The following is a 24197-nucleotide window of genomic DNA, read 5'->3' as shown; positions in this document are numbered from 1 at the left end:
GTTCGCCGATGGCCATATCCCTGCCGGCCCTCGCCCGCTCACGCGGCATCATAAAGCCCCGCACCGCCGACGCCACCGGCGTCTACACCTCAGTGGACGCACTTGTCGGTCTCGAAGCGATGGCCCGCGATCTGACGTTCCTGCGCAAGGCGCCGGTGCGCCGCCTGCTTGCCGGCCGTCACGAATCACGCATGCGCGGCCGCGGACTTTCGTTCGAGGAACTACGCAACTACCTGCCCGGCGACGACATCCGCGCCATCGACTGGCGCGTGACGGCGCGCACCGGCAAGCCGGTCGTCCGCGTTTATGACGAAGAAAAGGACCGGCCGGCCCTCATTGTCGTCGACCAGCGCATCAACATGTTCTTCGGCAGCCGCCGCGCGATGAAGTCGGTCGCCGCGGCGGAAGTGGCAGCGCTCTCCGCCTGGCGCGTGCTAGCCCTTGGCGACCGTGTCGGCGGCTTCGTCTTCGGCGACGAGGAGGTAACCGAAACGCGCCCATACCGCAGCCGCGAAGCGGTGATCCGGCTCGCCGACAGCATCGTTCGCCACAATACCGCACTGCAGGCCGGTTCGCAGGCGCCGCATGGAGCCGAGCAGCTCGACGTCGTGCTGACGACCGTCGCCAACATCGCCCGGCACGATCACCTGATCATCGTCGTCAGCGACTTCGACGGCTACAGCCTCGAAACCCGCGACATGCTTTTGAAGCTTTCGGCCCACAACGATGTGATCTGCGTTCTGATCTACGATCCCTTCCTGCTCGAACTGCCGCGCAAGGGCGATATCGTCTTTAGCGGCGGGCTGCTTCAGGCCGAAGTGCAGTTCGGCCATGGCAATGTGCGCGAGGCGATCGACAGCTTTGCCCGCAAGCGCGGGCGAGCGCTGCGCGCCTGGCAGGAGGAGCTCGGCCTGCCCATGCTGCCGATCTCTGCGGCGGAAGAGGTGGCGCCGCAGCTGCGCACCATGCTCGGCCAACTCGCCAGCCGGCAGCGGAGGCGATGATGGCGACGGCGGCACCTGCGAGAGATCCGATGCTCGACGCCGCCCTTCGGCAGCTCGCGGATATCGCCTTGCCGCAGCCTGTCTCGATGATGCCCCAGACCCCGGCATGGGTGGTGCTCGGCTGCATTGTCCTTCTCATGGCGGCCTTTGCCTGCTGGCGCTGGTACCGGCGCTGGGAGGCCAACAGCTACCGCCGCGAGGCGCTCGCCGACCTCAGAAAGATAGAAGCCGGATTGACCGCCACCGGATCGCGTGGCGAGGCGCTCGCGGCCCTGCCTGTCCTTTTGAAGCGGACCGCGCTCTCGGTCTGGCCACGCGAAGCCATTGCCGGCCTGCACGGCACCGGCTGGACCAAATATCTCGACGCTCATTCCGGCGGCCCCGTCTTTCCGATCGCCTCTGCGCGTTTTTTCGAGGAAGCCGAGTATCGTGGCAGCCAGGCGCTCGCCGCGGTTCCGGAGGCTGAGGCAAAGGCCTACATCGCGGCAGCGCGGCACTGGATCGAGGCGCATCATGTACGTGCTTGACCACGCCTGGGCACTGATCCTTCTGCCGTTGCCCTTCCTTGTCTGGTGGCTGCTTCCGCCATACCGCGAGCAGTCGGCCGCCGTCAGGGTGCCGTTCTTCAAGGACATCACCGCGGCGGCCAATCTCGGTCCGACCGAAGGCTCCGTCGTTCCGAGAACCAATCTCGGCCAGAAGGTGATCGCACCCATCTGCTGGACGCTGATCGTGCTGGCGCTGGCGCGGCCGCAATATGTCGAGCCGCCGATCGAAAAGGTCGAACCGCAGCGCGACCTGATGTTGGCGATCGATCTGTCACAGTCGATGGACACGCGCGACTTTCGCGATCCCGCCGGCAACCTGCAGACCCGCGCCGAAGCGGTGCACGCGGTGGTCGCCGACTTCATCGACCGGCGGCCCAATGACCGGTTGGGCCTGATCGCCTTTGGCGATGCGCCCTATCCGCTGGTACCGTTCACGCTCGACCACAAGACCGTCAAGCTGATGCTGGCCGACAGCCTGCCGGGCATGGCCGGTCCCCGCACCGCCGTCGGCGATGCGATCGGGCTGGCGATCAAGATGTTCGACGCCAGCACCGCGCCGGACAAGGTGATGATCCTCTTGACCGACGGCAACGACACCGCCAGTAAGATGCCGCCCGACAAGGCCGCCGGCATCGCCGCCGAGCGAAAGGTGGTGATCCACACGGTCGGCATCGGCGATCCCAATGCTCAAGGAGAACAGAAGCTCGACACGGCGGCACTCCAACAGATCGCCGAAGCGACGAAGGGGCGCTACTTCTTCGGCCAGGATCAGGCCGGTCTGCAGAACATCTACCAATTGCTCGACCAGTTGACGCCGGCAAACCAGAAGACGCTCTCCTGGCGGCCGCGCATCGAGCTGTTCTACTATCCGCTGGGTGCGGCACTCCTGCTGGTGCTCGCCTATCACGCCGTCATGTGGCTCCTATCCTCGCTCGGCGACCGGCGTCAGCGCCGGGAGGCAGCGCCATGATCGCGGATTTTCACTTTCTGCGGCCGCTGTGGCTGCTGGCGCTCGCCGCCGTCCCGCTGCTGATCTACCTCGTTACCCGGCGCGGCGATGTCCGCTCGCAGTGGCAGGACATGATCGCACCGCACCTGCTCGATCACCTGCTGATCGACAAGGGCGGGAAACGGCGTTTCCAGCCGGTGCACGTCACCGCCGCACTGATCGCCGTTGCGGCGATCGCAGCCGCTGGCCCGACCTGGCAGCGTGAACGGCCGCCCTTCGTCGAGGACACCGCACCTCTGGCAATCGCCATTGACCTCAACCCGACGATGAACGCGACCGATGTTTCGCCGACGCGGCTCGAACGCGCCAAATTGAAGATTCAAGACATTCTCGACAGGAGGAAAGGCTCGCGCACCGCCTTGTTCGCCTATGCCGGCTCCGCCCACATGGTCCTGCCGCTCAGCGACGATGCCGCGCTGGTCAAATCCTACCTCGCCGCGCTGTCGCCGCAGATCATGCCCGTCGAGGGAAAGGACACAGCCAAGGCCCTGCAGGAGGTCGAAAAAGCGCTCGCCAACGAAACGGTGCCCGGCACCATCCTGTTCATGACCGACGGCGTCGAGCGTTCCGCCTTCCCGGCCTTCGGTGGGTATCAGGGGCGCAACTCGCTGATGGTGCTCGGCATCGGCACGGCAGAAGGCGGTCCGGTCAAGACGGCGGACGGCGGGTTCCTGACCGATGCGACCGGCGCGTATGTCAGGGCGAAGCTCGATGTCGACGGCCTCAAGGCGCTGCAGTCGGCCTCCAAGGTCGAGGTCGCGTCGGTGACATCCGACGACGCCGACGTCAGCTGGATCATCAGACGCATCCAGACGAATTTTGCAGCGAAGACGGCCGAAGGGCTGACGCGCTGGCACGATCTCGGCTGGTGGCTGACGATTCCGATCGCCGTCTTCGGCCTCTTCTGGTTCCGACGCGGCTGGACCATACGCTGGGCGGTCTATCTGCTCGCGGCCACTTCGCTCATGGGCAGCGAACGGGTGGAGGCGGCGGACAATCGCTTTATCGACCTCTGGCTCACTCCGGACCAGCAGGGCCGTCGCGCCTTCGAACAGGGCGATTTCCAGGGGGCCTCTGAAACGTTCGCGGATCCCGCCTGGCGCGGCGCAGCGCTCTACCGCGCCGGCCGTTTCCAGGATGCGATCGACGCCTTTGCCGAGAGCGATACGGCGGAAAGCTACTACAATCAGGGCAATACCCTCCTGCACCTCGACAAGGCCGACGAAGCGATCGCCGTCTACGAGCAGGCGCTAAAGCGCCGCCCCGACTGGACCGACGCCCAAAAGAACCTCGAGATCGCCAAAAAGCGCAAGGCCGACAAGGACAAGCAGGAACAGGACGCACAGCAGGAACAGGCGGGCATTGACCCGGACCAGGTCCAGTTCGACGACAAGGGCAAGAAGGGAACGGAAGCCACCACGCAAGGGGGACCGCAGACGGCCGACATGTGGATGCGCAACATCCAGGTGTCGCCGGCCGAACTGCTGGCACGAAAATTTGCGATCGAAGCAAAGGAGGCGGCCCCGTGACAGCCCTCGCCGCCCTGCCGCGGCAGATCATCTGGCTCCTCGGCCTGTCGCTTTGGCTTGCAGGCACGGCCTTCGCCGCCAATCCCTTTGCCCGCGCGACGCTCACGACCAAGGCGCCGATTTATGCCGGCCAGCAGATCGAGGTCGACGTCGACGTCTTCGTGCCGAACTACTTCCTTTCGCCGCCGCAGTTTCCTCTGTTCGATCTTCCCGGCACTGTCGTCACCATGCCCGACGAACGCGGCATGAACCTCAACGAGACCGTCAACGGCGAGGCCTTCTCAGGCATCCGCAAAACCTACGCGATCACCCCGCAGGCGGCAGGCGACTACGTACTGCCGCCCGCCGTCATTCCGTTCGGCTATGCCGCCGTACCCGGCCAGATGAGCAAGGGTCAGGTGACGTTGCCTTCGCTCAAGTTCACGGTCGAAGCCGTTCCGCAAGGCGCAGGCGGAGAGGCCGGCGTCACCGCCGGAGAAATCACCCTCACCCAGTCTTTCGACCGGGATCCCGCGGGGCTAAAGGCAGGCGATGCCCTGGTGCGGACCATCACCATTCGCGCGGCCGGCCTCGCACCGATGATGATACCCGAACCGACCTTCGACGCCCCGGCGGACGTGCAATTGTACCGGCACGATCCGGTGCTTTCGGAGGAACGCACGTCACGCGGGGATATCACGGCGGGACTGCGCAAGGACGTGGCAACCTACGTCTTTGCAAAGCCCGGCACCTACGCGCTTCCTGCGATCAGCCTGCCCTGGTTCGACCCGGCGAGCGGATCGACGCAGACGGCCGAGGCGGCCGGCGTGACCGTCAACGTCAACGCTGCCCCAGCGGCTGCGCCCGCACTCGCCCCACCTGCGCCGCCGCCCGCTGAGGAACCTTTCGACTGGCTGTGGTGGCTCGGCATCGCGGCATCGATCGCCGCACTCGCGACGCTTATCCAGCTGGCCGCCAATCTGTTCGGTCGCCTCGAAACCCGGCTGGAAACCGCGCTCGAGCAGAGGGCGCAATCCGAGGCGACGGCATTTTGCCACGTGCTCGACGCGTGTCGGGATCACGACCCCATGCGGCTGGAGACGGCGCTCGACCATTGGTCACGCCGGACCGGCAACACGCCGCTCTCGCGCTGGCTCGACAGGTTCGCCGACCCGGCGACGGCAAACGCTTTTGCCGATTATCGCCGCAGCCGCTACGGCAGCGGCGGCTCCCATCAGGACGGGCCTGATCTCCTCCGGTTGCGCGGCGGATTGAAGGTGGCAAGACAGCGCTGGCTTTCGGAAACCTCCGCCGATGGCGGCGGCCCGACATCGGACTTGCCCGACCTCAATCCCGGCCTGGAGGCCGCGCCGCCAAGGCGCTTCGGAGCCGTGGGCCGGACCTGATTTACCCGCCGTCGCCGACCTTCGTAACTGTTACGTACTTACCCGCGGACACCCGCCGGTAGAAGTTGAATCGCTAACGTAGCGTCGCCGCGAAGGGCGGCAGGCTCTATGCTGCCAATACGCTCGGCGCGATCGCCGGGTGCCTGGCTGTTTCTTTCGTTCTCATTCCCGCCCTTGGCGTTCAGGCGGCTGGAGGGCTCGGCCTTGTCGCCGCAGCGATCGCGCTTTCCCTGAACGTGCCTATCGCCCGGGAACCTGTTCAAGGGGCGCTGCCTGGGGAAACGCGTAGCGCTAATGGTTCCCGGCTGGCACCCCTGCCGCTCATGATCCGTCGGCAGGCTCGCGATTGCTTCCTGCACAACGACGGAATGGCGCAAAGTATTTGCGCCTGAAGGAATCTTTCCGGCACGGATTTGCAACACAGCAGCATGCCCGGCGTAGTATCCTGTTCTCTGTTGATCTGCCCCGAGGCAGACAGGGAGGCATTGCATGGACAAGACGGACAACCAAAACACCGATTCGCGCGTCGCGATGGATGGCGAGATCGGAATTCTCGCGCGCCGCCGCATCGAGGCCGGCATCATCGCGCCGATCTATGAGGCGATGCGCGAGGAGATCGGCGAGGAGCGCGCCCAGGCGATCCTCGATAAGGCAATCACCAAGGCCGCGATCGAGGCGGGCCGGACCTTTGCCGCAAAGACACCCGGCGGAACCAACCTGCGCACCTTCCAGGAACTTCAGGATCTCTGGACCCAGGACGACGCGCTCGTCATCGAGGTGACGAAGGCGACGGACGAGGAATTCCACTACAACGTCAAGCGCTGTCGCTACGCCGAGACCTATCGCGAGATGGGGCTTGGCCACATCGGACACCTGCTGTCCTGCAACCGCGACGGCGTCTTCTGCACCGGCTACGACCCGCGCATTACGCTGGAGCGCACCCAGACGGTAATGCAGGGCGCCTCCCATTGCGATTTCCGCTACCGGCTCAACAAGGACGCGCCGGAGCAGCAGAAATGAGCACCGAAGCCATGCGCAGCGAAACGACCCGCATCAACACGCCGGCGACGAACGGTGACCGGCTGTGGGCCGACATCATCTCGACCGCGCGTTTCGGCGCTGCGGACAAGGGCGGCGTCACGCGCCTGACTTTGACCGAGGAGGACCGGCAGGTCCGCGACTGGTTCGTTTCCGAATGCCGCACGCTCGGCTGCACGGTCGAGGTCGACGCAATTGGCAACATCTTTGCGACCTATGCCGGCGAGGACATGTCGCTGCCGGCCATCGCCGTCGGCAGCCATCTCGATACCCAGCCGCAAGGCGGCCGCTTCGACGGCATTCTCGGCGTGCTTGCCGGGGTCGAAATCCTGCGCACCCTCAGGGAAAGCGCCACCCGGCTCCGCCATCCGCTCGTGGTCGTCAACTGGACGAACGAGGAAGGCTCGCGCTTCTCGCCGGCAATGTTGGGCTCCGGCGTCTTTGCCGGCGCGCTGTCGATCGATGACGCCCGGGCGCGCAGCGACCGCGAAGGTGTCACGGTCGGCTCGGCGCTCGATGCGATCGGCTATCGCGGCGAGGCCAAGGTCGATCCGGCTTCCTTTGCCGCCTATGTCGAGCTCCATATCGAGCAGGGACCGCTGCTCGAAGCGTCGGCGACGGAGGTCGGTGTCGTCACCGGCATCCAAGGGCTGCGCTGGTTCGATGTCGTCATCACCGGCACTGAGGCGCATGCGGGCAGCACGCCGATGGCGCAGCGCGACGATGCACTTGTAGCGGCGGCCGAGGTCGTCCTTGCCGTCCGCGACATCGCCCGTCAAAACCCGCCGGGTGTCGGCACCGTCGGCTTCGTCGAGGTGGGTCCGAATTCGCGCAATGTCGTGCCCGGTTCCGTTCGACTCCAGATCGACATGCGCCATCCGTCCGAGACCGGGCTCAATCAGATGCAAGCGGCCCTTGAAGACGCTGTCCGCAAGGCTGGGCCAGACGTCGCCTTGAATCACATCTGGTCGAAGGCACCGGTCGTTTTCGATCCGGCGATCGTGAACGCCGTGCGCGCCAGCACGGAAGCGCTCGGCTATTCGGCGACCGACATGGTCTCCGGTGCCGGGCATGATGCCGCCCATATGGCGACGATCACCCCGACCGCCATGATCTTCGTGCCATCCAAGGACGGGCTCTCGCACAACGAGGCGGAATACACCGCGCCCGAGGAGTGTGCCCGCGGCGCCGAGGTCCTGTTCCAGACCATTCTGGAAATCGACCGCCGCTGACTGCCAAGACAAAACACCCACGGCAGAATATCTGCCGTGGGTGCTTCATTCGCTTGCCCGACGCGGGCCTTAGCCGCGCTGCGAGTCCAGCTGTTCCTGATCCTTCTCGACCTGCTGGGCCTTGAGGTAGCTTTCGATCAGCAGCTGATATTCCGGGAAGACCTTGGTGTAGATCTCGGCCCACTGCTGGGCGTCGTCGCGATGCCAGGTGCGCTGCAGTTCGGAGGCGACGGCGTAATGCCGCCACCGTCGCGGCCGAAGGTGCAGGTCGTGCTCGAAAGCACCAATCGCCGCGTCGACGTTCTGCGTGAAGGCATCGATGTCGCCATCCGCGTGCGCTTCCCGCCGCTCGAGGAAAGCGATCTCGTCGTAAAGCGGTTCGCCGAGAGCAAACAAAGGCTGGTCGCCAGCCCCAGGCTGCTTGCCGGTTTGAGCAACCCGCCGGCACCGGCGGATCTCGGCGGCCTGCCGAGCCTTGCCTGGAACCCCGACCGCCAAAGCCACGACTGGCGGCTCGACGGTCCCAACGGCGCGACCGCGATCGTCCGACATCGGCCACGCCTCGTAACCGAAGACATGGTGGCCCTGCGGCTCGCCGCGCTCAACGGCGTCGGCATCTGCCAGCTGCCGACCATGGTCGTGCGGCAGGACCTGAAAGACGGCACGCTTGTGGACGTTCTGCCCGATTGGGCGCCGAAGGCCGGCATCATTCATGCTGCCTTCCCGTCGCGGCGCGGCCTGCTTCCCTCCGTCCGCGCCCTGCTCGATTTTCTCGGCACCGAGTTTGCGGAACTCGCCCGTCTGGACGAACCCCGGACCTGATCGTCGAAAGCCGGCGGTCAGATGGCGGCGCCAGCCCGGGTCTTGAGGATCGCGGAAAAGCGCGGATCGAAGGTCCGGCTGATCGGCTCGGCGGCAGCGCCGATCGCCACCGCCCAAGGATCGGTGAAGCCGACCTGCAGCCGAGGAAGTGTACGGTCTCGCCGGTCGGCGATCGACGGAAGCAGCGGCATCATCGCGTCGGTCAACAGGCGCGCAAGGCCCGGCGGCAGGCCACCGCAGAGGATCACCGTCTGCGGGTCGAAGATCGTTTCCAGCGTCTGGACGGCCGCGCGCATTTCAAAGGCAGCGGCGTCGATCCACCGCAGCAGCCTTTGGTCGGGGCTCTCTGCCACAGCATCGATGCGTGCATAGAGGTCCGGATCGGCCGGGTCGAGGTCGAGAAGCTTGCACAGCGAAGCGATCGAGGCGCGGTGTTCGAGCGGCATGCGCTCGTCGGAGCTGGCCCCGCGCGGCAGGCTGAGGATCATGCCGATCTCGCCGGCATTGCCGTTCGCGCCGCGATAGAGTTCGCCGTTGAGGATCAGGCCCGCGCCGAGGCCATAGCCGAAGTAAATGCAGATCGCATGATCGACGCCATGCGCCGCCCCGACCATACGCTCGGCAGTGGCGGCTGCAGCGGCGTCATTCTGCAGGCCGACATCGAGCCCGGTGCCGGCAGCAAGGGTTTCGAGCAGCGGAAAGTTCTGCCAGGCGGCCATCATCCAGGGGTCGTCGGCATCGGCCTCCACGCCGAAGGGACCGGGCATGGCCGCGCCAAGCCCAACGAGGCGATCTTCCGAATGCGGCGCAAGCGCCGTCAGGTCACGGCGGGTCTTTTCGATCAGCTCAAGGATGGTCCTGACCCCGGTCGCCGGTCCGCCGGCCGGTAGGTTGGCCTCGCCGCGGGCGAGCACCCGGCCGACGAGATCGACCGCGATCGTACGCGTCACGTGCCGGTCGATCTGCAGCCCAATCGCGAACGCACCCTCCGGCACCAGCCGGTAGGGCGTCGAAGGCTGCCCGCGGCCATTACGCACTGCTTGCAGTGACTCGACCAGCCCGTCGCGCTCCAGATCCTCGATGATGTTGGAAACGGTCTGCTTCGTCAGTGCCGTTGCGCGGGCGAGGTCAGCGCGGGACAATTGCCCGTTCAGCCGCAACGCGTCTATCATGACGCGGCGGTTATGCGCGCTCGTCCCCTCCTGATTGGTGCCGCTCTTCGCCCGGATCAGGCGCATATCGTTCATCCAAAAACCCCTCTTGACACTCTTAGAATATTGAACAAAAAATAAGTCAAGACAATTGACTTATTAGAGGCCGAAAAGAGCTTCGGGGGAACGACAGCGGCGGCAGGACCACCGCGAGCGCTCCAATTGATATGTCGAAAGCCGCTTCGTGAAGGGCGGACTTCTCGCATGCGGCGCGCCACATAAGGCATGCCGGGAAATCTGAAACGCTTTTGTCATTGGGAGATGGAAATGTTGAAATCCATAAGAACGACGCTGCTTTGCGCGACCCTTGCCGGCGTCTCCTTCGCTGGCCACGCGCATGCGGAAACGACACTCAACGCACTGTTCATGGCACAGGCCGCCTATAGCGAGGCGGATGTGCGCGCGATGACCGAGGCCTTCACCAAGGCCAACCCGGATGTGAAGGTCAATCTCGAATTCGTTCCCTATGAAGGCCTGCACGACAAGACCGTGCTGGCACAGGGCTCCGGCAGCGGTTACGACGTCGTGCTCTTCGACGTGATCTGGCCGGCCGAATATGCCGCCAACAAGGTGCTCGTCGATGTCAGCGACCGCATCACCGACGAGATGAAGTCCGGCGTGCTGCCCGGCGCCTGGACCACGGTCGAATACGACGGCAAGCGCTACGGCATGCCCTGGATCCTCGACACCAAGTACCTGTTCTACAACAAGGAAATCCTGGAGAAGGCCGGCATCAAGGCACCGCCGAAGACTTGGGACGAGCTTGCCGAACAGGCCAAGGTCATCAAGGACAAGGGCCTGCTCACAACCCCGATCGCATGGAGCTGGTCGCAGGCCGAAGCCGCGATCTGCGACTACACCACGCTCGTCAGCGCCTATGGCGGCAAGTTCATCGACGGCGGCAAGCCGGCCTTTACCACCGGCGGCGGTCTCGATGCGCTCAACTACATGGTGACAAGCTACACCTCGGGCCTCACCAATCCGAACTCCAAGGAATTCCTGGAGGAGGACGTGCGTAAGGTGTTCCAGAACGGCGAAGCCGCCTTCGCGCTCAACTGGACCTATATGTACAACCTCGCCAACGATCCGAAGGAAAGCAAGGTCGCGGGCAAGGTCGGCGTCGTGCCGGCCCCGGGCGTGGCCGGCAAGAGCGAAGTCTCGGCCGTCAACGGCTCGATGGGCCTCGGCGTCACCTCGACCAGCAAGAGCCCGGACGAGGCCTGGAAGTACATCGTCTACATGACCTCGCAGCAGACGCAGAACGCCTACGCCAAGCTCAGCCTGCCGATCTGGGCCTCCTCCTATGAGGACGCCAGCGTCACCAAGGGCCAGGAAGAGCTGATCGGCGCCGCCAAGCTTGGCCTCGCTGCCATGTATCCGCGTCCGACGACCCCCAAGTACCAGGAACTTTCGACCGCCCTTCAACAGGCGATCCAGGAAGCGCTTCTCGGCCAGGCCTCGGCCGAAGACGCCCTGAAGACGGCGGCCGTAAACAGCGGCCTTTGAGCCGCCCTCCCAAGCCCCGGGCGGGAGACCGCCCGGGGACCGCGGGAATCGGCGGCAGCGCTGCCACGCTTTAACACTTTGATTTGGCGCATCATTCGCTTGGGTCGATTACGGTCCGGGGCAATATGCGATAGCATGACGGGGCTCCCTAGGCCCGAGAAGGTTTCCATCCTATGTCCGGCACCTGGATAACAACGCGCGCATGGCTGCTCATGCTGCCGCTGCTGGCGGTGATGATCGCCGTCATCGGCTGGCCGTTGATCGACACGGTCAGGCTTTCCTTCACCGACGCCAAGCTCGTCGGCACGGAAGGCGCGTTCGTCGGCTTCGACAACTATGCGAAGATGCTTGGCGGCTCGAACTTCCTGCGTGCATTCATCACGACGACCTGGTTCGCGGTCGTCTCGGTTACCGCCGAAATGGTGCTCGGCGTGCTCGCAGCGCTGCTGCTCAACCAGCAGTTCCGCGGCCGCACGGCGCTCAGAGCCCTGATGATCCTGCCCTGGGCGCTGCCGACCGTGGTCAATGCCACGCTGTGGCGGCTGATCTACAACCCGGAATACGGCGCGCTGAACGCCGCCCTGTTGCAGTTCGGAGTGATCGACAGCTACCGCTCCTGGCTCGGCGAACCCGGCTCGGCGCTGGCGGCATTGATCGTCGCCGATTGCTGGAAGAACTTTCCGCTGGTCGCGCTGATCGCGCTTGCCGCCCTCCAGGCCGTGCCGCGAGATATCACCGCCGCCTCGCTCGTCGATGGCGCGGGGCCCTTCAACCGTTTCCGCTACGTGATCATGCCCTATCTCGCAGGCCCGCTGCTGGTTGCGCTGGTGCTGCGCACCATCGAGGCGTTCAAGGTCTTCGACCTCATCTGGGTGATGACGCGCGGTGGTCCGGCCAACAGCACCCGCACCCTGTCGATCCTGGTCTATCAGGAAGCCTTCTCCTTCCAGCGGGCGGGATCCGGCGCGTCGCTGGCGCTGATCGTCACCCTGCTCGTCACCGTGCTCGCCGTTGCCTACGCGGCCATGGTGCGCAAAGCCGCGGGAGCCTCGTGATGGAACGCCAAAGCCCACTCTTTACCGTTTTCGTCTATGCGGCAGCACTGCTCTTGGCGGCAATCATTCTCGCCCCCATCCTCTGGCTCTTCGTCATGAGCATCTCGTCGGCCGCCGACCTCTCGGCGAAGCCGCTCAACTGGTGGCCGGAGGAAATCGACCTCTCGCGCTACCGGCTGCTTCTCTCGACGATCGAGAACAGCGCGGGTGCGGCCTTTACCGCTTCGCTGTTCAACAGCCTGAAGGTCGCCGGCATGGCGACGCTGGCAGCGATCGCGGTCGCCATTCCGGCCGCCTGGGCGGTGTCGCGCACGTCAAATGTCTCCTGGTCGCTCTATGCGGTGATCGCCACCTACATGCTGCCGCCGGCGGCGCTCGCAGTGCCGCTCTACATGGGGCTTGCCTATCTCGGGCTTCTGAATTCGGTGTTCGGCCTGGCCCTCGTCTACCTTACCATCCTCGCGCCCTTCACCACCTGGCTGCTGAAATCCGGCTTTGATTCCATTCCCAAGGAGATCGAGAGTGCCGCGATGATCGACGGCGCCCGCCTCGACCAGATCCTGAGGCTCATCACCCTGCCGCTCGCAGCACCCGTCATGGCGACATCGGCACTCTTTGCCTTCCTGCTTGCCTGGGATGAATTCTTCTACGCGCTGCTCTTCACGTCGGACCTGCGCGCCAAGACGCTTACGGTTGCCATTTCCGATCTCGCCGGCGGCCGTGTCTCCGATTACGGGCTGATCGCCACAGCCGGGGTGCTGGCCGCCCTGCCCCCGGTACTGATCGGCCTCGTCATGCAACGTGCCCTGATCTCCGGGCTTACCAGCGGCGGTGTGAAGGGATGACGGCCATGACCACTTCGGAACGCCCCGCAGGGCTCGCCGCAATCGATCGTGAAATGGCGCGCCAGGCCGCCGATGCGGTCGCCTCCGTCCGCGGCGCAGCGCCGCGCGCCGCAGAGATTGCCCGCTCGCTGAAAGCGACCGGCAAACTCTTGCTGCTCGGCATGGGCGGCTCGCATGCGGTCGGCCGCGCTGTCGAACCGCTCTACCGCGCTCATGGCATCGACGCCGTCGCCCTGCCGCTTTCAGAGCAGCTCGGCCAGCCGCTGTCGATCGAGGAGAAGACGATCCTCATCACTTCGCAGTCCGGCGAAAGCGCCGAAGTGCTGCGCTGGTTCGCCGAGACCGATGGCGGAACGCCGCACACGTTCGGGTTGACGCTGGAAGGTGGCTCCTTCCTCGCCAGCAACGCGCCTTCGCTGGTCGGCGTCGGCGGCACCGAAAAGGCCTTTGCTGCCACCCGCAGCCTGACAATCAGCTTCGCCCTGCACCTCTCCGTCCTCGCAGCCCTCGGCGATGACACCGGCGAAGCGCTTTCCGCGTTGGAAAACCCGCAATCGCCGGATACGTCCGCAGCGCTTGCCGCCCTGAGCAACGTCCGCTCCGTCGTCACCTCAGGCCGTCGCCTGCAGGGCCTCGCAGAGGCGATCGGTCTCGGCTTGACCGAACTCTCGCGCCTGCCCTGTTTCTCGCTCGAAGGCGGCCAGCTCCGGCATGGGCCTATGGAAATGCTCGGCCCTTCGATTGGTGTCGTTCTCTTTCGTGGAACGGATGCAACCGCCGAGCTCGTTCGCGCCATGGCGATCTCCGCCGCCGAAGCCGGTTCGCCGGTCATCGTCTTCGACGCTTCCGGTGAGGCGGCAATCGATGGCGTCAACACCATTCCCTTTGCGCCGGCTTCCGGCCTGGCGGCAATCTTCGCCATGTTGCCGGTTGCCCAGTCCTTCATGATCGCCTTTGCGGCGGCCCGCGTCGAAAATGCCGGCACTCCCGTGCGCTCGACCAAGATTACCCGGAGCGAATAACGATGCGTCCTCTTGCCGTCGTCGGCAACGCCAATGTCGACCTCATTCTTGGGCCGGCGGCCCCCTGGCCCAAGGCCGGAACCGAAATCATCGTCGACCATGACGAGTTGCGCGTCGGCGGTTGCGCCGGCAACAGCGCGCTTGCCTGGGATTCGCTCGGCGTCGACTATGCGATCGCCGCCAATGTCGGCAACGACCAGTTCGGCACCTGGCTGAGGCAGGCCTTTCCCGAGCGGTCGAAGGCGTGGCCGGTCGAGACTGTCGGAACCACCCTCTCGGTCGGCATCACCCATCCGGACGGCGAGCGCACGTTCTTCACCACGCGCGGGCACCTGCCACTCTTAAGCTTCGAGGAAGTCCGCGCCATGCTCGACGGCGAGCAGTTGCGCGGCGGTTACGCGCTCCTGACCGGTTCATTCCTGACCGACGCGCTGACGGCAGACTACGACCGGTTCTTCGACTGGGCCGATGCGCACGACATTGCGGTGGCCCTCGACACCGGCTGGCCGCTTGACGGCTGGACGGAGGCGAACTGTGCGGCGGCCATCGGCTGGCTCAAGCGCTGCCGGCTGGCTCTGTTCAACGAGGTCGAAACGACGACGCTGACGGGTGTCGCCGACCCGGCCGAAGCGGCACGCGAACTCCGAAAACATATGCCCGAAGGCGCGATCGTCGTCGTCAAGCGCGGATCGCATGGCGCGATAGCCATTGACGCGGCAGGCCGCCTTTCGTCGGCGGCAGCACCCGTCGTCGCCGTGGTCGACACGATCGGCGCCGGCGACGTCTTCAATGCCGGTTTCCTCGCGGCACTTGCCGCCGAAATGCCCGTGGAAGCATGCCTTCGAACCGGCGTCGCCATCGCTTCCGAAGCGATCTCCACCCTGCCGCGCAGCTACGGCCAACCGCTTTCGTCCTACCTTCAGGAGACCCGCGCATGAGCGCACTTGCGATTGAGAACATTCACAAGCGCTATGGCGAGGTCGAGACGCTGAAGGGCATCGACATCGCGCTCGAAAGTGGCGAGTTCCTGGTCCTTCTCGGCTCATCCGGCTGCGGCAAGTCCACACTTCTCAACATCATCGCCGGACTGGCGGAGCCAAGCGGCGGCGACATCCGCATCGGCGAGCGCTCAATTCTCGGCGCGCATCCGAAGGACCGCGACATCGCCATGGTGTTCCAGTCCTATGCGCTCTATCCGAACATGAGCGTCGCGCGGAACATCGGCTTCGGCCTTGAAATGCGCAAGGTCCCCTCGGCCGAGCGCGAAAAGGCGGTGGCGGAGACGGCAAAACTGCTGCAGATCGAAAACCTGCTCGAGCGCAAGCCAAGCCAGCTCTCCGGCGGCCAGCGGCAGCGCGTCGCGATCGGCCGCGCACTGGTGCGCAATCCGCAGGTCTTCCTCTTCGACGAGCCGCTGTCCAACCTCGACGCCAAGCTGCGCATGGAAATGCGCACCGAGCTCAAGCGCCTGCACCAGATGTTGAAGACGACCGTCGTCTACGTCACACACGACCAGATCGAGGCGATGACGCTTGCGACCCGTATCGCCGTCATGCGCGACGGGAGGATCGAGCAACTGGGCACGCCGGAACAGATCTACGACCGGCCCGCCACGCTCTATGTCGCCGGCTTCGTCGGCTCGCCGCCGATGAACATCTTGGATGCGACTGTTGCTCAGGGTCAGGTGACGATCGCCGGCGGTGATCAGGCAATCGCCCTGCCGTCCCATTTTCGCGGTGTGGTCTCCGATGGTCAGCGCGTCAAGATCGGCATCCGCCCGGAAGCGCTGCGGCTGGCCTCCAGCGACGGGACTGCGCCGCAATTCAAGGCGCGCGTCGAAGTGGTCGAACTGACAGGCCCGGAACTTGTCACCACGGCACGGATCGGTGAGCAGCGCATCACCGCCTGCCTGCCACCGCGCAGCTCGCTTCTGGCCGGTGACGAGCGCGCCTTTAGCATCGAGGCGGATGCGCTGCATCTCTTTGATCCGCAAAGCGGCCGGTCGCTGGCGAAAGGCTGAGCCTTTCGCGACGAACAACAGCCGACCGTCGCTGCCGCGGCGGCCGGCCCGATCATAGCCCCCACATCAATTGAACGACGAGCTTTTCAGGAACTCCGCCAGGCGCTCGGTCTGCGGCTTCACGAACATTTCCTTCGGGTTGCCCTCTTCGCCGATGCGGCCCTGGTTCATGAAGATCACGCGCGTCGAGACCTCATAGGCAAAGCGCATTTCGTGGGTGACGAGCAGCATGCTCATGCCGTCTTCGGCAAGCCCCTTGATCACCTGCAGCACCTCGTTGACGAGTTCGGGATCGAGCGCCGAGGTCACTTCATCGAACAGCATCAGCTTCGGGTTCATTGCGATCGCCCGGGCGATCGCCACGCGCTGCTGCTGGCCGCCGGAGAGCTGGCCGGGATAATGATCCATGCGTGAGAGCAGCCCGACACGGTCCAGCCATTTCTCGGCAACCGCCCGCGCCTCATCGCGTCCCATACCGCGGACCTTCATCAGGCCGAGCATGATGTTTCTGGCCGCGGTCATATGCGGGAAGAGGTTGAACTGCTGGAAGGCCATGCCGGTCATCGCCCGCTGGCGGGCGATTTCCTTTTCCTTCTTGCGGCGGCGTTGGCCGCCCACGGTCTCGTAGCCGATCTCCTGGCCGTCGATGCGGATCGAGCCGCCCTGAAACTCCTCCAGCATGTTGATACAGCGCAGCATCGTCGTCTTGCCCGAGCCGCTGGAGCCGATGATGGAGATGACCTCCCCTTGCGCCATGGTGCAGTCGACGCCCTTCAGCACTTCGACGGCGCCGTAGCGTTTTTGGAGGTCACGGATTTCAAGCAGTGTCTGGGTCATCGGAGCCGAAGCCTCAGGATGGGACAGCGGTCTTGCGTTCGACGTAACGGCCGAAGCGCTCGATGCTGTAGTTGATGACGAAATAGAGGAAGCCGGCGAAGAAATAGAACTCCAGGCTCATGAAGCTGCGGGAGATCTGCTCCTGGGTGCGAAGCAAAAGCTCGGCGACGCCGATGATCGACAGAAGCGTCGAGGCCTTGACCATCTCGGCCGCCGTATTGACCCAGGCCGGCAGCGCCTGCCGCAACGCCTGCGGCCCGAGCACGTAGACGAAGGTCTGCGAGAATGTCAGGCCGATGGCTTTCGCCGCCTCCGTCTGCCCCTTCGGGATCGCCTGCAGGGCGCCGCGGACGAGTTCGCCGACATGCGAACTGCAGAAGACCGAGAGCGCCAGGATGCCGGCCTGGAAGGGCCCGAGATCGATACCGACGGTGCTAAGCACATAGTAGCTCGCCAGAACGAGCACCAGCACCGGCGTGCCACGGATGAAATCCGTATAGCCGCGCACGACCCATTGCACCGGGCGATAGCCATAGGTGAGCGCCAGGCCGACGAAGACGCCGAGCACCGTTCCGACGACGATCGACAGGAAGGAGATCGAGATCGAGACACCAAGCCCCTTCAGCAAGGGAATGCGGGCGAGCCAGAGCTGGTCGAGAAATGCTGGAAAATCCATGGCGATCACCTCGGCACGGAGAGACGGCGCTCGACCGCGCGCATCAAGGCGGCCAATACCGAGCAGGTGGCGACATAGAGGCAGCTCGCAACGATCCAGGTTTCGATCACCCGAAAGGTCTCGACATTGATCTTGCGCGCCTCGAAGGTCAGTTCGGGTACTGCGATCGCGGCTGCAAGCGAAGTGTCCTTGAACAGCGAGATCATCGTGCTGCTCAAGGATGGCAGGACGTTGCGCAGCATCAAGGGAAGGATGATCGAGGTGCGTATCTGCATTTCCGTGAGCCCGATCGCCAGCCCCGCCTCGCGCTGCCCCGGCGGAACTGAAAGCAGCCCACCGCGGAAGACTTCGGCGAGATAGGCGCCGGAATAGATCGCCAGCGTCAGCACGAAGCTCTCGATCTTGCCGAGCCTGACGCCGAGCTGCGGCAAGGCGAAGTAGCTGAACAGCACCAGCACCAGGATCGGCGTGTTGCGGATGACGGTCACATAGAGGCCGGCCGGCTTGCGCAGGAACAGGTTTTTCGACACCAGCCCGAAAGCGGTGACGAGACCGATCAGGCAACCCGCAAGGATTGCCGCGAAGGCGAGACCGAGACTGAGCGCCAGCCCTTCGAGCAGAAGATCGAAAGAGCGCCAGACGGCGGCAAAATTCAGAGTGTAGCCCATGTTTCAGCCACCCATGCCGAAGGACGCAGGACGACCCCGCAGGCGGCGGGATCGCCCCGGAGAGGCTTACTTGTACTCGACCGGGAATCCGATCTGCGGCGGAGCAAGGTCCTTGCCGAACCAGGTCTTGAACGACTTCGCATAGAAATCGAACTCGACGCCGGTCATCGCCTCGTGCAGTGCGGTGTTGACGAAGTTCAACCAGTCCTGGTCGCCGCGCTTGACGCCGCAGGCATACGTCTGCGGGTTCCAGCCGTAGCCGGCATCCTTGTAGCGGTTGGGGTTCTGCGTCATGTACCAGGCGAGCGACGACTGGTCGGTGGCGACCGTGTCGGCACGACCGGATTCCAGCGCCTGATAGATAAGGTCGACGGACTCGTACTGGTCGACCGTCGCTTCCGGCAAGGCGGCATGCACCATGGCCTCGGCATAGACGTTCTGCAGGACGGATACGGTGACGGACGAGCCGCCGGCCTTGAGCGCAGCGTAATCGGCATATTTGCCGTCGGCCTTCAGCATCAGGCCCACGCCCTCGCGATAGTAGGGAATGGTGAAGGCGATCTGCTGCGCGCGCTCACCGGTCACCGTCATGAACTGGCAGGTGATGTCCACCTTGTTGGTGGTGATGTTCGGAATGCGGGCGTCGGACGACTGGTTGACGAACTCGATCTTCTCCGGATCGCCGAAGAGGGCCTTGGCGATGATGCGCCCCATGTCGACATCGAAGCCCTGCAGCTTGTCGTCGGCGCTTTTGAAATGCCACGGCGCATTGGTGCTGCCGGTGCCCATGACCAGATGGCCGCGGGCGATAACTTCGTCCAGCTTGCTCGCCGGCTCCTGGGCCAAGGCCGAGCCGGCCATAGCCATGACTGCGACGGCAGCCGCTGCAAAAACGGTCTTGCTCATTTCATTCCTCCCTTTTTTAGCCTCCCCACCATTATTCTATTACTATGCATCATAATCTTGAATAATGGATTGACGTATCAAAGGCCCGCGGTCATATCTTGTCAAGGGCAGTTGAGGTAGTTTCGCCCCGATCCTGCGCCGCCCAAGAGGAGTTGAGTCGCGATGCCCCTGCCGATCGAAACCCCGGCCGTTCTCGTCGATCTTGAAATTGCCAAGCGCAACATCGAGCGCTTTCAGGCCTATGCGGATGAGCACGGCATTCGCGTGCGCCCCCACATCAAGACGCACAAGCTGCCGCAGATGGCCGAGCTTCAACTTCAAGCCGGCGCCATCGGCATCACCTGCCAGAAGGTCACCGAGGCGGAGGCGATGGTTGCGGGCAGCGACCGGATCAAGGACGTGCTGATCACCTACAACATTCTCGGCGACGCCAAGATGGCGCGGCTGGAGCGGCTCAATGACCGCGTTTCGCTCTCGGTCGTCGCCGACAGCGAAACGGTCATCGACGGGCTCGCCGGCTATTTCGCCGACAAGGACAAGCCGCTGCACGTGCTTGTCGAATGCAACACCGGCGCCGATCGCTGCGGTGTCGGCTCCCCGGCAGAGGCCGCCAAGCTCGCCCGTCGGATCGAAGAGGCAAAGGGGCTCGTGTTCGGCGGCCTGATGACCTATCCGCCCGTCAACGGCCAGGCGAAGGTCCAGGCCTTCATGAGCGAGGCGAAGCAGTTGATCGAGGCCGACGGCATCACTGTCCCCGCCATCACCTCAGGCGGCACGCCGAGCATGATGCATGCCGACGGCGCGCCTGTTGCCAGCGAATACCGCCCCGGAACCTATATCTACAACGACCGCTCGCTGGTTTCGCGCGGCGTCGCCGGCTGGGACGAGTGCGCGCTGACGGTGCTTGCGACCGTCGTCTCGGTCCCCTCCGAGAACCGCGCCATCATCGATGCCGGCAGCAAGGTGCTGACCTCGGATCTACTCGGCCTCACCGGCTACGGCCACGTGCTCGGCCGCGACGACATCCGCATCGACCAGCTCTCTGAGGAACACGGCCGCCTCGTCACCGACGGGCCAATCGGGCTCAAGGTCGGCGAGCAGCTGAGGATCGTGCCGAACCACGCCTGCGTCGTGACCAACATGTTCGACGCCGTCCATATCGTCGAAGGCGACAGGCTGAAGGATATCTGGCCGGTAGTGGCGCGCGGCCACGTGCTTTAGCCGGTCGCCATAGTTGAGCGGCGCGTTTGCCGCGCCGCCACTCTTGACGCTCCGCGCTCAGCGGACCCGGTCATAAACGAGCGCGATCTTGCCCCGCTCACCCGTCTCCTGGTGCGCAACGCGCCACGTCGTGCCCGGCAGGCCGTCCTCGAAGAGCCGCGCGCCACCTCCTGCAATCTCCAGGCAGATCAGCAGATAGGGCCTGTCGATCATGTCGGCCGAAAGGAGCGACTTGATGAGGCTGGCGCTGCTGTTGACGAGAATGTCACCTTCGCCGGACGCCTTGAGGTCTGAAACGACGTCCATCACCGATCCATTCGCGATCCGCGTGCGCTCCCAGGGAGCTTCGGTCAGCATCCTCGAAAACACCACCTTTTCCGCCCCGACCAGCCTGTCCGCATAGCCGCGGTCGCGAGAGTAGGCCGCTTCGTCCCCGGCAGCCGCCGACCAGTAACCGAGGAAGCCTTCGGCGTTCAGCCGGCCGAGCACGGCCGTCGTCGCCTCCTCGCAGATGCGCGCCAAATATTTCCGCCGCCGCGCATTTTTTCTGGACAGCCGCTTCGCGCTCTCCATGTATTCTGTCGTTGGTTTGGCGCGGTCGCGGAGGCGGTTGCAGGCAAACCGTTCCCGAAAAGCCCGACAAAACGATAGGACATTTCCCCATAGCTGCTTCTGGCGTCATCGGTTTACGTTGTAGCAGTCGACAAAATTGATAGTTTTATCTGGTAACCAATGGAGGTCGAAATGGTCTTTGGACGAATTACCGGAATGGTGGGACTGGCAATCGTGCTCGGAGGCCTGCAGCTGGGAGCTGCAAGTGTTGCGTTTGCCGACACGACGATCCTGAACGTGTCTTATGATCCGACACGAGAACTCTACAAGGACTTCAATGCTGCCTTTGCCGAGAAGTGGAAGGCGGACACCGGTGAGACCGTGACGATCCAGACGTCGCACGGCGGTTCGGGCAAGCAGGCCCGCTCGGTCATCGACGGCCTGCAGGCCGACGTCGTGACGCTGGCGCTCGAAGCGGACATCGACGCGATCGCCAAGGAAACCGGCAAGATCCCGGCAGACTGGAAGACGAAGTTCGAAAACAACAGCGCGCCCTACACGTCGACGATCGTGTTCCTGGTGCGCAAAGGCAACCCCAAGGGCATCAAGGACTGGGGCGATCTGGTCAAGCCCGATATCCAGGTGATCACGCCAAACCCGAAGACCTCGGGCGGCGCGCGCTGGAACTTCCTCGCTGCCTGGGCCTATGGCCGCTCCGCCAATGGCGGTGACGACGCCAAGGCGCAGGAATATGTGACCGAGCTCTTCAAGCACGTGCCGGTGCTCGATACCGGCGCGCGTGGCGCTACGACGACCTTCGTGCAGCGCGGCCTCGGCGACGTGCTGCTCGCCTGGGAAAACGAAGCCTACCTGTCGCTCGAGGAACTCGGCCCCGACAAGTTCGAGATCGTCACGCCGTCGATCTCGATCAAGGCGGAGCCGCCCGTAGCGCTCGTCGACGGCAACGTCGACACCAAGGGTACACGCAAGGTGGCGGAAGCCTATCTCGGCTACCTCTACAGCGATGCCGGCCAGAAGATCGCGGCCAAGCACTACTACCGGCCGTTCAAGCCGGCAGCGGCAGACCCGGCCGATATCAAGCGGTTCGGCGAACTGAAGCTCGTCACCATCGAAGACTTCGGCGGCTGGAAAGAAGCCCAGCCAAAATTCTTCGGCGACGGCGGTGTCTTCGACACGCTCTACAAGCCGGGCCAATAAAACCTGAACAGCGCGCGCAGCCGGCGAGCCTGCCTGCGCGCGCTGCTTCGCGTCGCGCCGGGCCGAGCCCTCGAGCGAAGCGCGTTTCATCGTGCCGCGTAAAGACTGCAAAGGTAGTGCCATTGACGGATGCGACGAAGACTGCACCCTGGCAATTTCGCCAGCCGAGTGTTTTGCCTGGATTTGGATTGTCGCTCGGGATCACGCTGAGCTGGCTGGTTCTGATCGTGTTGATCCCGTTGTCGGGACTGGTGTTTCGCGCCAGCGGGCTCGGCTGGGCGCAGTTCGTGGCGCTGGCGCTTGATCCGCGCACGCTCAATGCCTTGAAGATCTCCTTCGGCACGGCCTTTATCGCCGCCGTTATCAATCTCGTCTTCGGCGTCATCCTCGCCTGGGTATTGGTGCGCTACCGGTTCCCTGGCAAGCGGGTGATCGACGCCATGGTCGACCTGCCCTTTGCGCTGCCGACCGCGGTGGCCGGCATTGCGCTGACGACGCTCTATGCCCCGAACGGCTGGATCGGCCAGTTCCTGGAACCACTTGGCCTCAAGATCGCCTTCACCCCGGCCGGCATCGTCATTGCCCTGATCTTCGTCGGCCTGCCCTTCGTGGTCAGGACCGTGCAGCCGATCATGGAGGAGATCGACAAGGAGGTGGAGGAAGCTGCAGCCACCCTCGGCGCCAGCCGCTTCCAGACGATCAGCCGGGTATTGCTGCCAGGGTTGCTGCCGGCCGGCCTCACCGGCTTTGCGCTCGCCTTTGCCCGCGGTGTCGGCGAATACGGCTCGGTGATCTTCATCGCCGGCAACCTTCCTTATGTCTCGGAGATCGCGCCGCTGCTGATCGTCATCCGGCTCGAAGAGTTCAACTATGCGGCTGCGACAGCGATTGCCGCGGTCATGCTGGCGATCTCGTTTGCCATGCTGCTCCTCATCAACTCGATCCAGGCCTGGAGCCGGCGGAGATATGTCTATGTCGCATGACCTGACCGCCGCCTCAGCACCCAGTCCCGGTCTCAGTCCGGCTTCCGGCCCTCGCGCCGCCCTGCCGGAACTGGCCGCCGCCACCTCCGAAAGCCGCTTTGCCCGACTGACGCTGACGATCACGGCGCTCGCCTTCGTCGCACTGTTTTTGCTTTTGCCGCTCGCCGCCGTCTTTACCGAGGCGCTGCGCAAGGGCGTGACGGAATTCGTGCTGGCCCTTGGCGATGCCGAAACCTTTTCGGCCATCCGCCTGACGCTGATCGTCGCCGCCATCGCCGTGCCGCTCAACCTCGTCTTCGGCGTGGCCGCCGCCTGGGCGATCGCCAAGTTCGAGTTCAAGGGCAAGGCCTTCCTGACGACGCTGATCGACCTGCCGTTCTCGGTCTCGCCGGTGATCTCCGGCCTCGTCTTCGTGCTTCTGTTCGGCTCGCACAGTGTCCTTGGTCCCTGGTTGCAAAGCCACGGCATCCAGATCCTCTTTGCCGTGCCGGGCCTGGTGCTCGCCACCGTCTTCGTCACCTTCCCCTTCGTCGCCCGCGAGCTGATCCCGTTGATGCAGGAACAGGGCAGTAGCGACGAGGAGGCAGCCTTGTCTCTCGGGGCATCGGGCTGGCAGACCTTCTGGCATGTGACGCTGCCCAACATCAAATGGGGGCTGCTTTACGGCGTGCTTTTGTGCAACGCCCGCGCCATGGGCGAGTTCGGCGCCGTCTCGGTGGTGTCCGGCCATATCCGCGGCGAGACCAACACCATGCCGTTGCAGGTCGAAATCCTCTATAATGAATACAACTTCGTCGCCGCTTTCGCGGTGGCGGCGTTGCTGGCGCTGCTGGCGCTGATCACCCTGATTTTGAAGACGGCGCTGGAGATCCGCTACAGCGCCGAGATCGCCGCCAGCCGCAGGCACTGA

The 24197-nt window shown here is 64.4% G+C and carries 24 protein-coding genes; 18 read left to right on the top strand and 6 right to left on the bottom strand.

The genetic code is table 11. The features are described 5' to 3' along the window. Window positions 1–8: 8 nt before the first annotated feature. The 8 genes from AC3WVQ_RS22050 (at window position 9) to AC3WVQ_RS22015 (ending at window position 8567) form a co-directional block, all read left to right on the top strand. The gene (locus tag AC3WVQ_RS22050) at window positions 9–1004 is read left to right on the top strand and encodes a DUF58 domain-containing protein (RefSeq protein ID WP_089043698.1); all 996 of its coding nucleotides are present in this window, start codon (window positions 9–11) and stop codon (window positions 1002–1004) included. Then, window positions 1004–1531, top strand: a complete 528-nt coding sequence (locus tag AC3WVQ_RS22045) for a DUF4381 domain-containing protein (RefSeq protein ID WP_492382975.1) — start codon at window positions 1004–1006, stop codon at window positions 1529–1531. Before AC3WVQ_RS22050 ends, AC3WVQ_RS22045 begins: the two co-directional genes overlap by 1 nt. After that, complete coding sequence (locus AC3WVQ_RS22040; protein ID WP_034799141.1) at window positions 1518–2522, top strand: vWA domain-containing protein; 1005 nt, start codon at window positions 1518–1520, stop codon at window positions 2520–2522. Before AC3WVQ_RS22045 ends, AC3WVQ_RS22040 begins: the two co-directional genes overlap by 14 nt. Next, window positions 2519–4090 carry a vWA domain-containing protein gene (locus AC3WVQ_RS22035; RefSeq protein ID WP_112974717.1) on the top strand — a complete coding sequence of 524 codons (1572 nt, stop codon included), beginning with the start codon at window positions 2519–2521 and terminating at the stop codon, window positions 4088–4090. Before AC3WVQ_RS22040 ends, AC3WVQ_RS22035 begins: the two co-directional genes overlap by 4 nt. Beyond that, entirely contained in the window at window positions 4087–5475 is a 1389-nt protein-coding gene (locus AC3WVQ_RS22030) for a BatD family protein (RefSeq protein WP_250806889.1), read from the top strand. Before AC3WVQ_RS22035 ends, AC3WVQ_RS22030 begins: the two co-directional genes overlap by 4 nt. A 489-nt stretch (window positions 5476–5964) precedes the next feature. Then, window positions 5965–6495: an L-2-amino-thiazoline-4-carboxylic acid hydrolase gene (locus AC3WVQ_RS22025; RefSeq protein ID WP_060586073.1), complete on the top strand. Its 531-nt coding sequence runs from the start codon at window positions 5965–5967 to the stop codon at window positions 6493–6495. Then, window positions 6492–7745 (top strand): Zn-dependent hydrolase, encoded by a 1254-nt coding sequence (locus AC3WVQ_RS22020; protein WP_492382974.1) that lies wholly within the window; start codon window positions 6492–6494, stop codon window positions 7743–7745. Before AC3WVQ_RS22025 ends, AC3WVQ_RS22020 begins: the two co-directional genes overlap by 4 nt. Before the next feature lie 36 nt (window positions 7746–7781). Further along, entirely contained in the window at window positions 7782–8567 is a 786-nt protein-coding gene (locus tag AC3WVQ_RS22015) for a LysR substrate-binding domain-containing protein (protein WP_348646630.1), read from the top strand. Window positions 8568–8584: 17 nt separating this feature from the next. On the opposite strand, the gene AC3WVQ_RS22010 is transcribed toward AC3WVQ_RS22015, so the two are convergent. Further along, a complete protein-coding gene (locus AC3WVQ_RS22010; RefSeq protein ID WP_492382973.1) occupies window positions 8585–9814 on the bottom strand; it encodes an ROK family protein in 1230 nt (409 codons plus the stop codon). 231 nt (window positions 9815–10045) lie between these two features. On the opposite strand from AC3WVQ_RS22010, the gene AC3WVQ_RS22005 reads away from it, so the two are divergent. The 6 genes from AC3WVQ_RS22005 to AC3WVQ_RS21980 all read left to right on the top strand — a co-directional run bounded on the left by AC3WVQ_RS22005 (window position 10046) and on the right by AC3WVQ_RS21980 (window position 16226). Then, entirely contained in the window at window positions 10046–11284 is a 1239-nt protein-coding gene (locus tag AC3WVQ_RS22005) for an extracellular solute-binding protein (RefSeq protein ID WP_112974772.1), read from the top strand. 173 nt (window positions 11285–11457) lie between these two features. Beyond that, a complete protein-coding gene (locus AC3WVQ_RS22000; RefSeq protein WP_492382972.1) occupies window positions 11458–12339 on the top strand; it encodes a carbohydrate ABC transporter permease in 882 nt (293 codons plus the stop codon). Further along, on the top strand, window positions 12339–13184 hold the full coding sequence (locus tag AC3WVQ_RS21995; protein ID WP_492382971.1) for a carbohydrate ABC transporter permease: 846 nt from the start codon (window positions 12339–12341) through the stop codon (window positions 13182–13184). Before AC3WVQ_RS22000 ends, AC3WVQ_RS21995 begins: the two co-directional genes overlap by 1 nt. Before the next feature lie 5 nt (window positions 13185–13189). Then, on the top strand, window positions 13190–14206 hold the full coding sequence (locus tag AC3WVQ_RS21990) for an SIS domain-containing protein (protein WP_492382970.1): 1017 nt from the start codon (window positions 13190–13192) through the stop codon (window positions 14204–14206). Window positions 14207–14208: 2 nt separating this feature from the next. After that, the gene (locus AC3WVQ_RS21985) at window positions 14209–15144 is read left to right on the top strand and encodes a carbohydrate kinase family protein (protein WP_112974712.1); all 936 of its coding nucleotides are present in this window, start codon (window positions 14209–14211) and stop codon (window positions 15142–15144) included. Further along, window positions 15141–16226 carry an ABC transporter ATP-binding protein gene (locus AC3WVQ_RS21980; protein ID WP_492382969.1) on the top strand — a complete coding sequence of 362 codons (1086 nt, stop codon included), beginning with the start codon at window positions 15141–15143 and terminating at the stop codon, window positions 16224–16226. The genes AC3WVQ_RS21985 and AC3WVQ_RS21980 overlap by 4 nt, the downstream gene beginning before the upstream one ends. Before the next feature lie 66 nt (window positions 16227–16292). Here the strand turns inward: AC3WVQ_RS21980 and AC3WVQ_RS21975 are convergent, their stop codons facing one another. The 4 genes from AC3WVQ_RS21975 to AC3WVQ_RS21960 form a co-directional block, all read right to left on the bottom strand. Next, complete coding sequence (locus AC3WVQ_RS21975; protein ID WP_492382968.1) at window positions 16293–17063, bottom strand: amino acid ABC transporter ATP-binding protein; 771 nt, start codon at window positions 17061–17063, stop codon at window positions 16293–16295. 13 nt (window positions 17064–17076) lie between these two features. Further along, window positions 17077–17739, bottom strand: coding sequence for an amino acid ABC transporter permease (locus tag AC3WVQ_RS21970; RefSeq protein WP_034799100.1), 663 nt, complete (start codon window positions 17737–17739; stop codon window positions 17077–17079). Window positions 17740–17744: 5 nt separating this feature from the next. Continuing rightward, window positions 17745–18407 carry an amino acid ABC transporter permease gene (locus AC3WVQ_RS21965; protein ID WP_060521811.1) on the bottom strand — a complete coding sequence of 221 codons (663 nt, stop codon included), beginning with the start codon at window positions 18405–18407 and terminating at the stop codon, window positions 17745–17747. 66 nt (window positions 18408–18473) lie between these two features. Continuing rightward, complete coding sequence (locus tag AC3WVQ_RS21960) at window positions 18474–19313, bottom strand: transporter substrate-binding protein (protein WP_060521812.1); 840 nt, start codon at window positions 19311–19313, stop codon at window positions 18474–18476. Between the two features lie 162 nt (window positions 19314–19475). Here AC3WVQ_RS21960 and AC3WVQ_RS21955 point away from each other — a divergent pair, with 162 nt between their 5' ends. Beyond that, window positions 19476–20534 (top strand): D-TA family PLP-dependent enzyme, encoded by a 1059-nt coding sequence (locus AC3WVQ_RS21955; RefSeq protein ID WP_034799096.1) that lies wholly within the window; start codon window positions 19476–19478, stop codon window positions 20532–20534. Window positions 20535–20591: 57 nt separating this feature from the next. On the opposite strand, the gene AC3WVQ_RS21950 is transcribed toward AC3WVQ_RS21955, so the two are convergent. Then, window positions 20592–21107 (bottom strand): dihydrofolate reductase family protein, encoded by a 516-nt coding sequence (locus AC3WVQ_RS21950; protein ID WP_457578598.1) that lies wholly within the window; start codon window positions 21105–21107, stop codon window positions 20592–20594. 195 nt (window positions 21108–21302) lie between these two features. Here AC3WVQ_RS21950 and AC3WVQ_RS21945 point away from each other — a divergent pair, with 195 nt between their 5' ends. The 3 genes from AC3WVQ_RS21945 to cysW all read left to right on the top strand — a co-directional run bounded on the left by AC3WVQ_RS21945 (window position 21303) and on the right by cysW (window position 24197). Then, on the top strand, window positions 21303–22304 hold the full coding sequence (locus AC3WVQ_RS21945; RefSeq protein WP_370689622.1) for a sulfate ABC transporter substrate-binding protein: 1002 nt from the start codon (window positions 21303–21305) through the stop codon (window positions 22302–22304). 122 nt (window positions 22305–22426) lie between these two features. Continuing rightward, the gene (gene cysT / locus AC3WVQ_RS21940; protein ID WP_210339605.1) at window positions 22427–23287 is read left to right on the top strand and encodes a sulfate ABC transporter permease subunit CysT; all 861 of its coding nucleotides are present in this window, start codon (window positions 22427–22429) and stop codon (window positions 23285–23287) included. Next, window positions 23277–24197, top strand: a complete 921-nt coding sequence (cysW, locus tag AC3WVQ_RS21935) for a sulfate ABC transporter permease subunit CysW (protein WP_112773461.1) — start codon at window positions 23277–23279, stop codon at window positions 24195–24197. Before cysT ends, cysW begins: the two co-directional genes overlap by 11 nt.

The sequence above is a fragment of the Ensifer sp. EB106-05-01-XG146 genome (assembly GCF_058791875.1).
The sequence above is the reverse complement of the archived record's forward strand: the minus strand, read 5'-3'. Positions and strand labels throughout refer to the sequence as shown.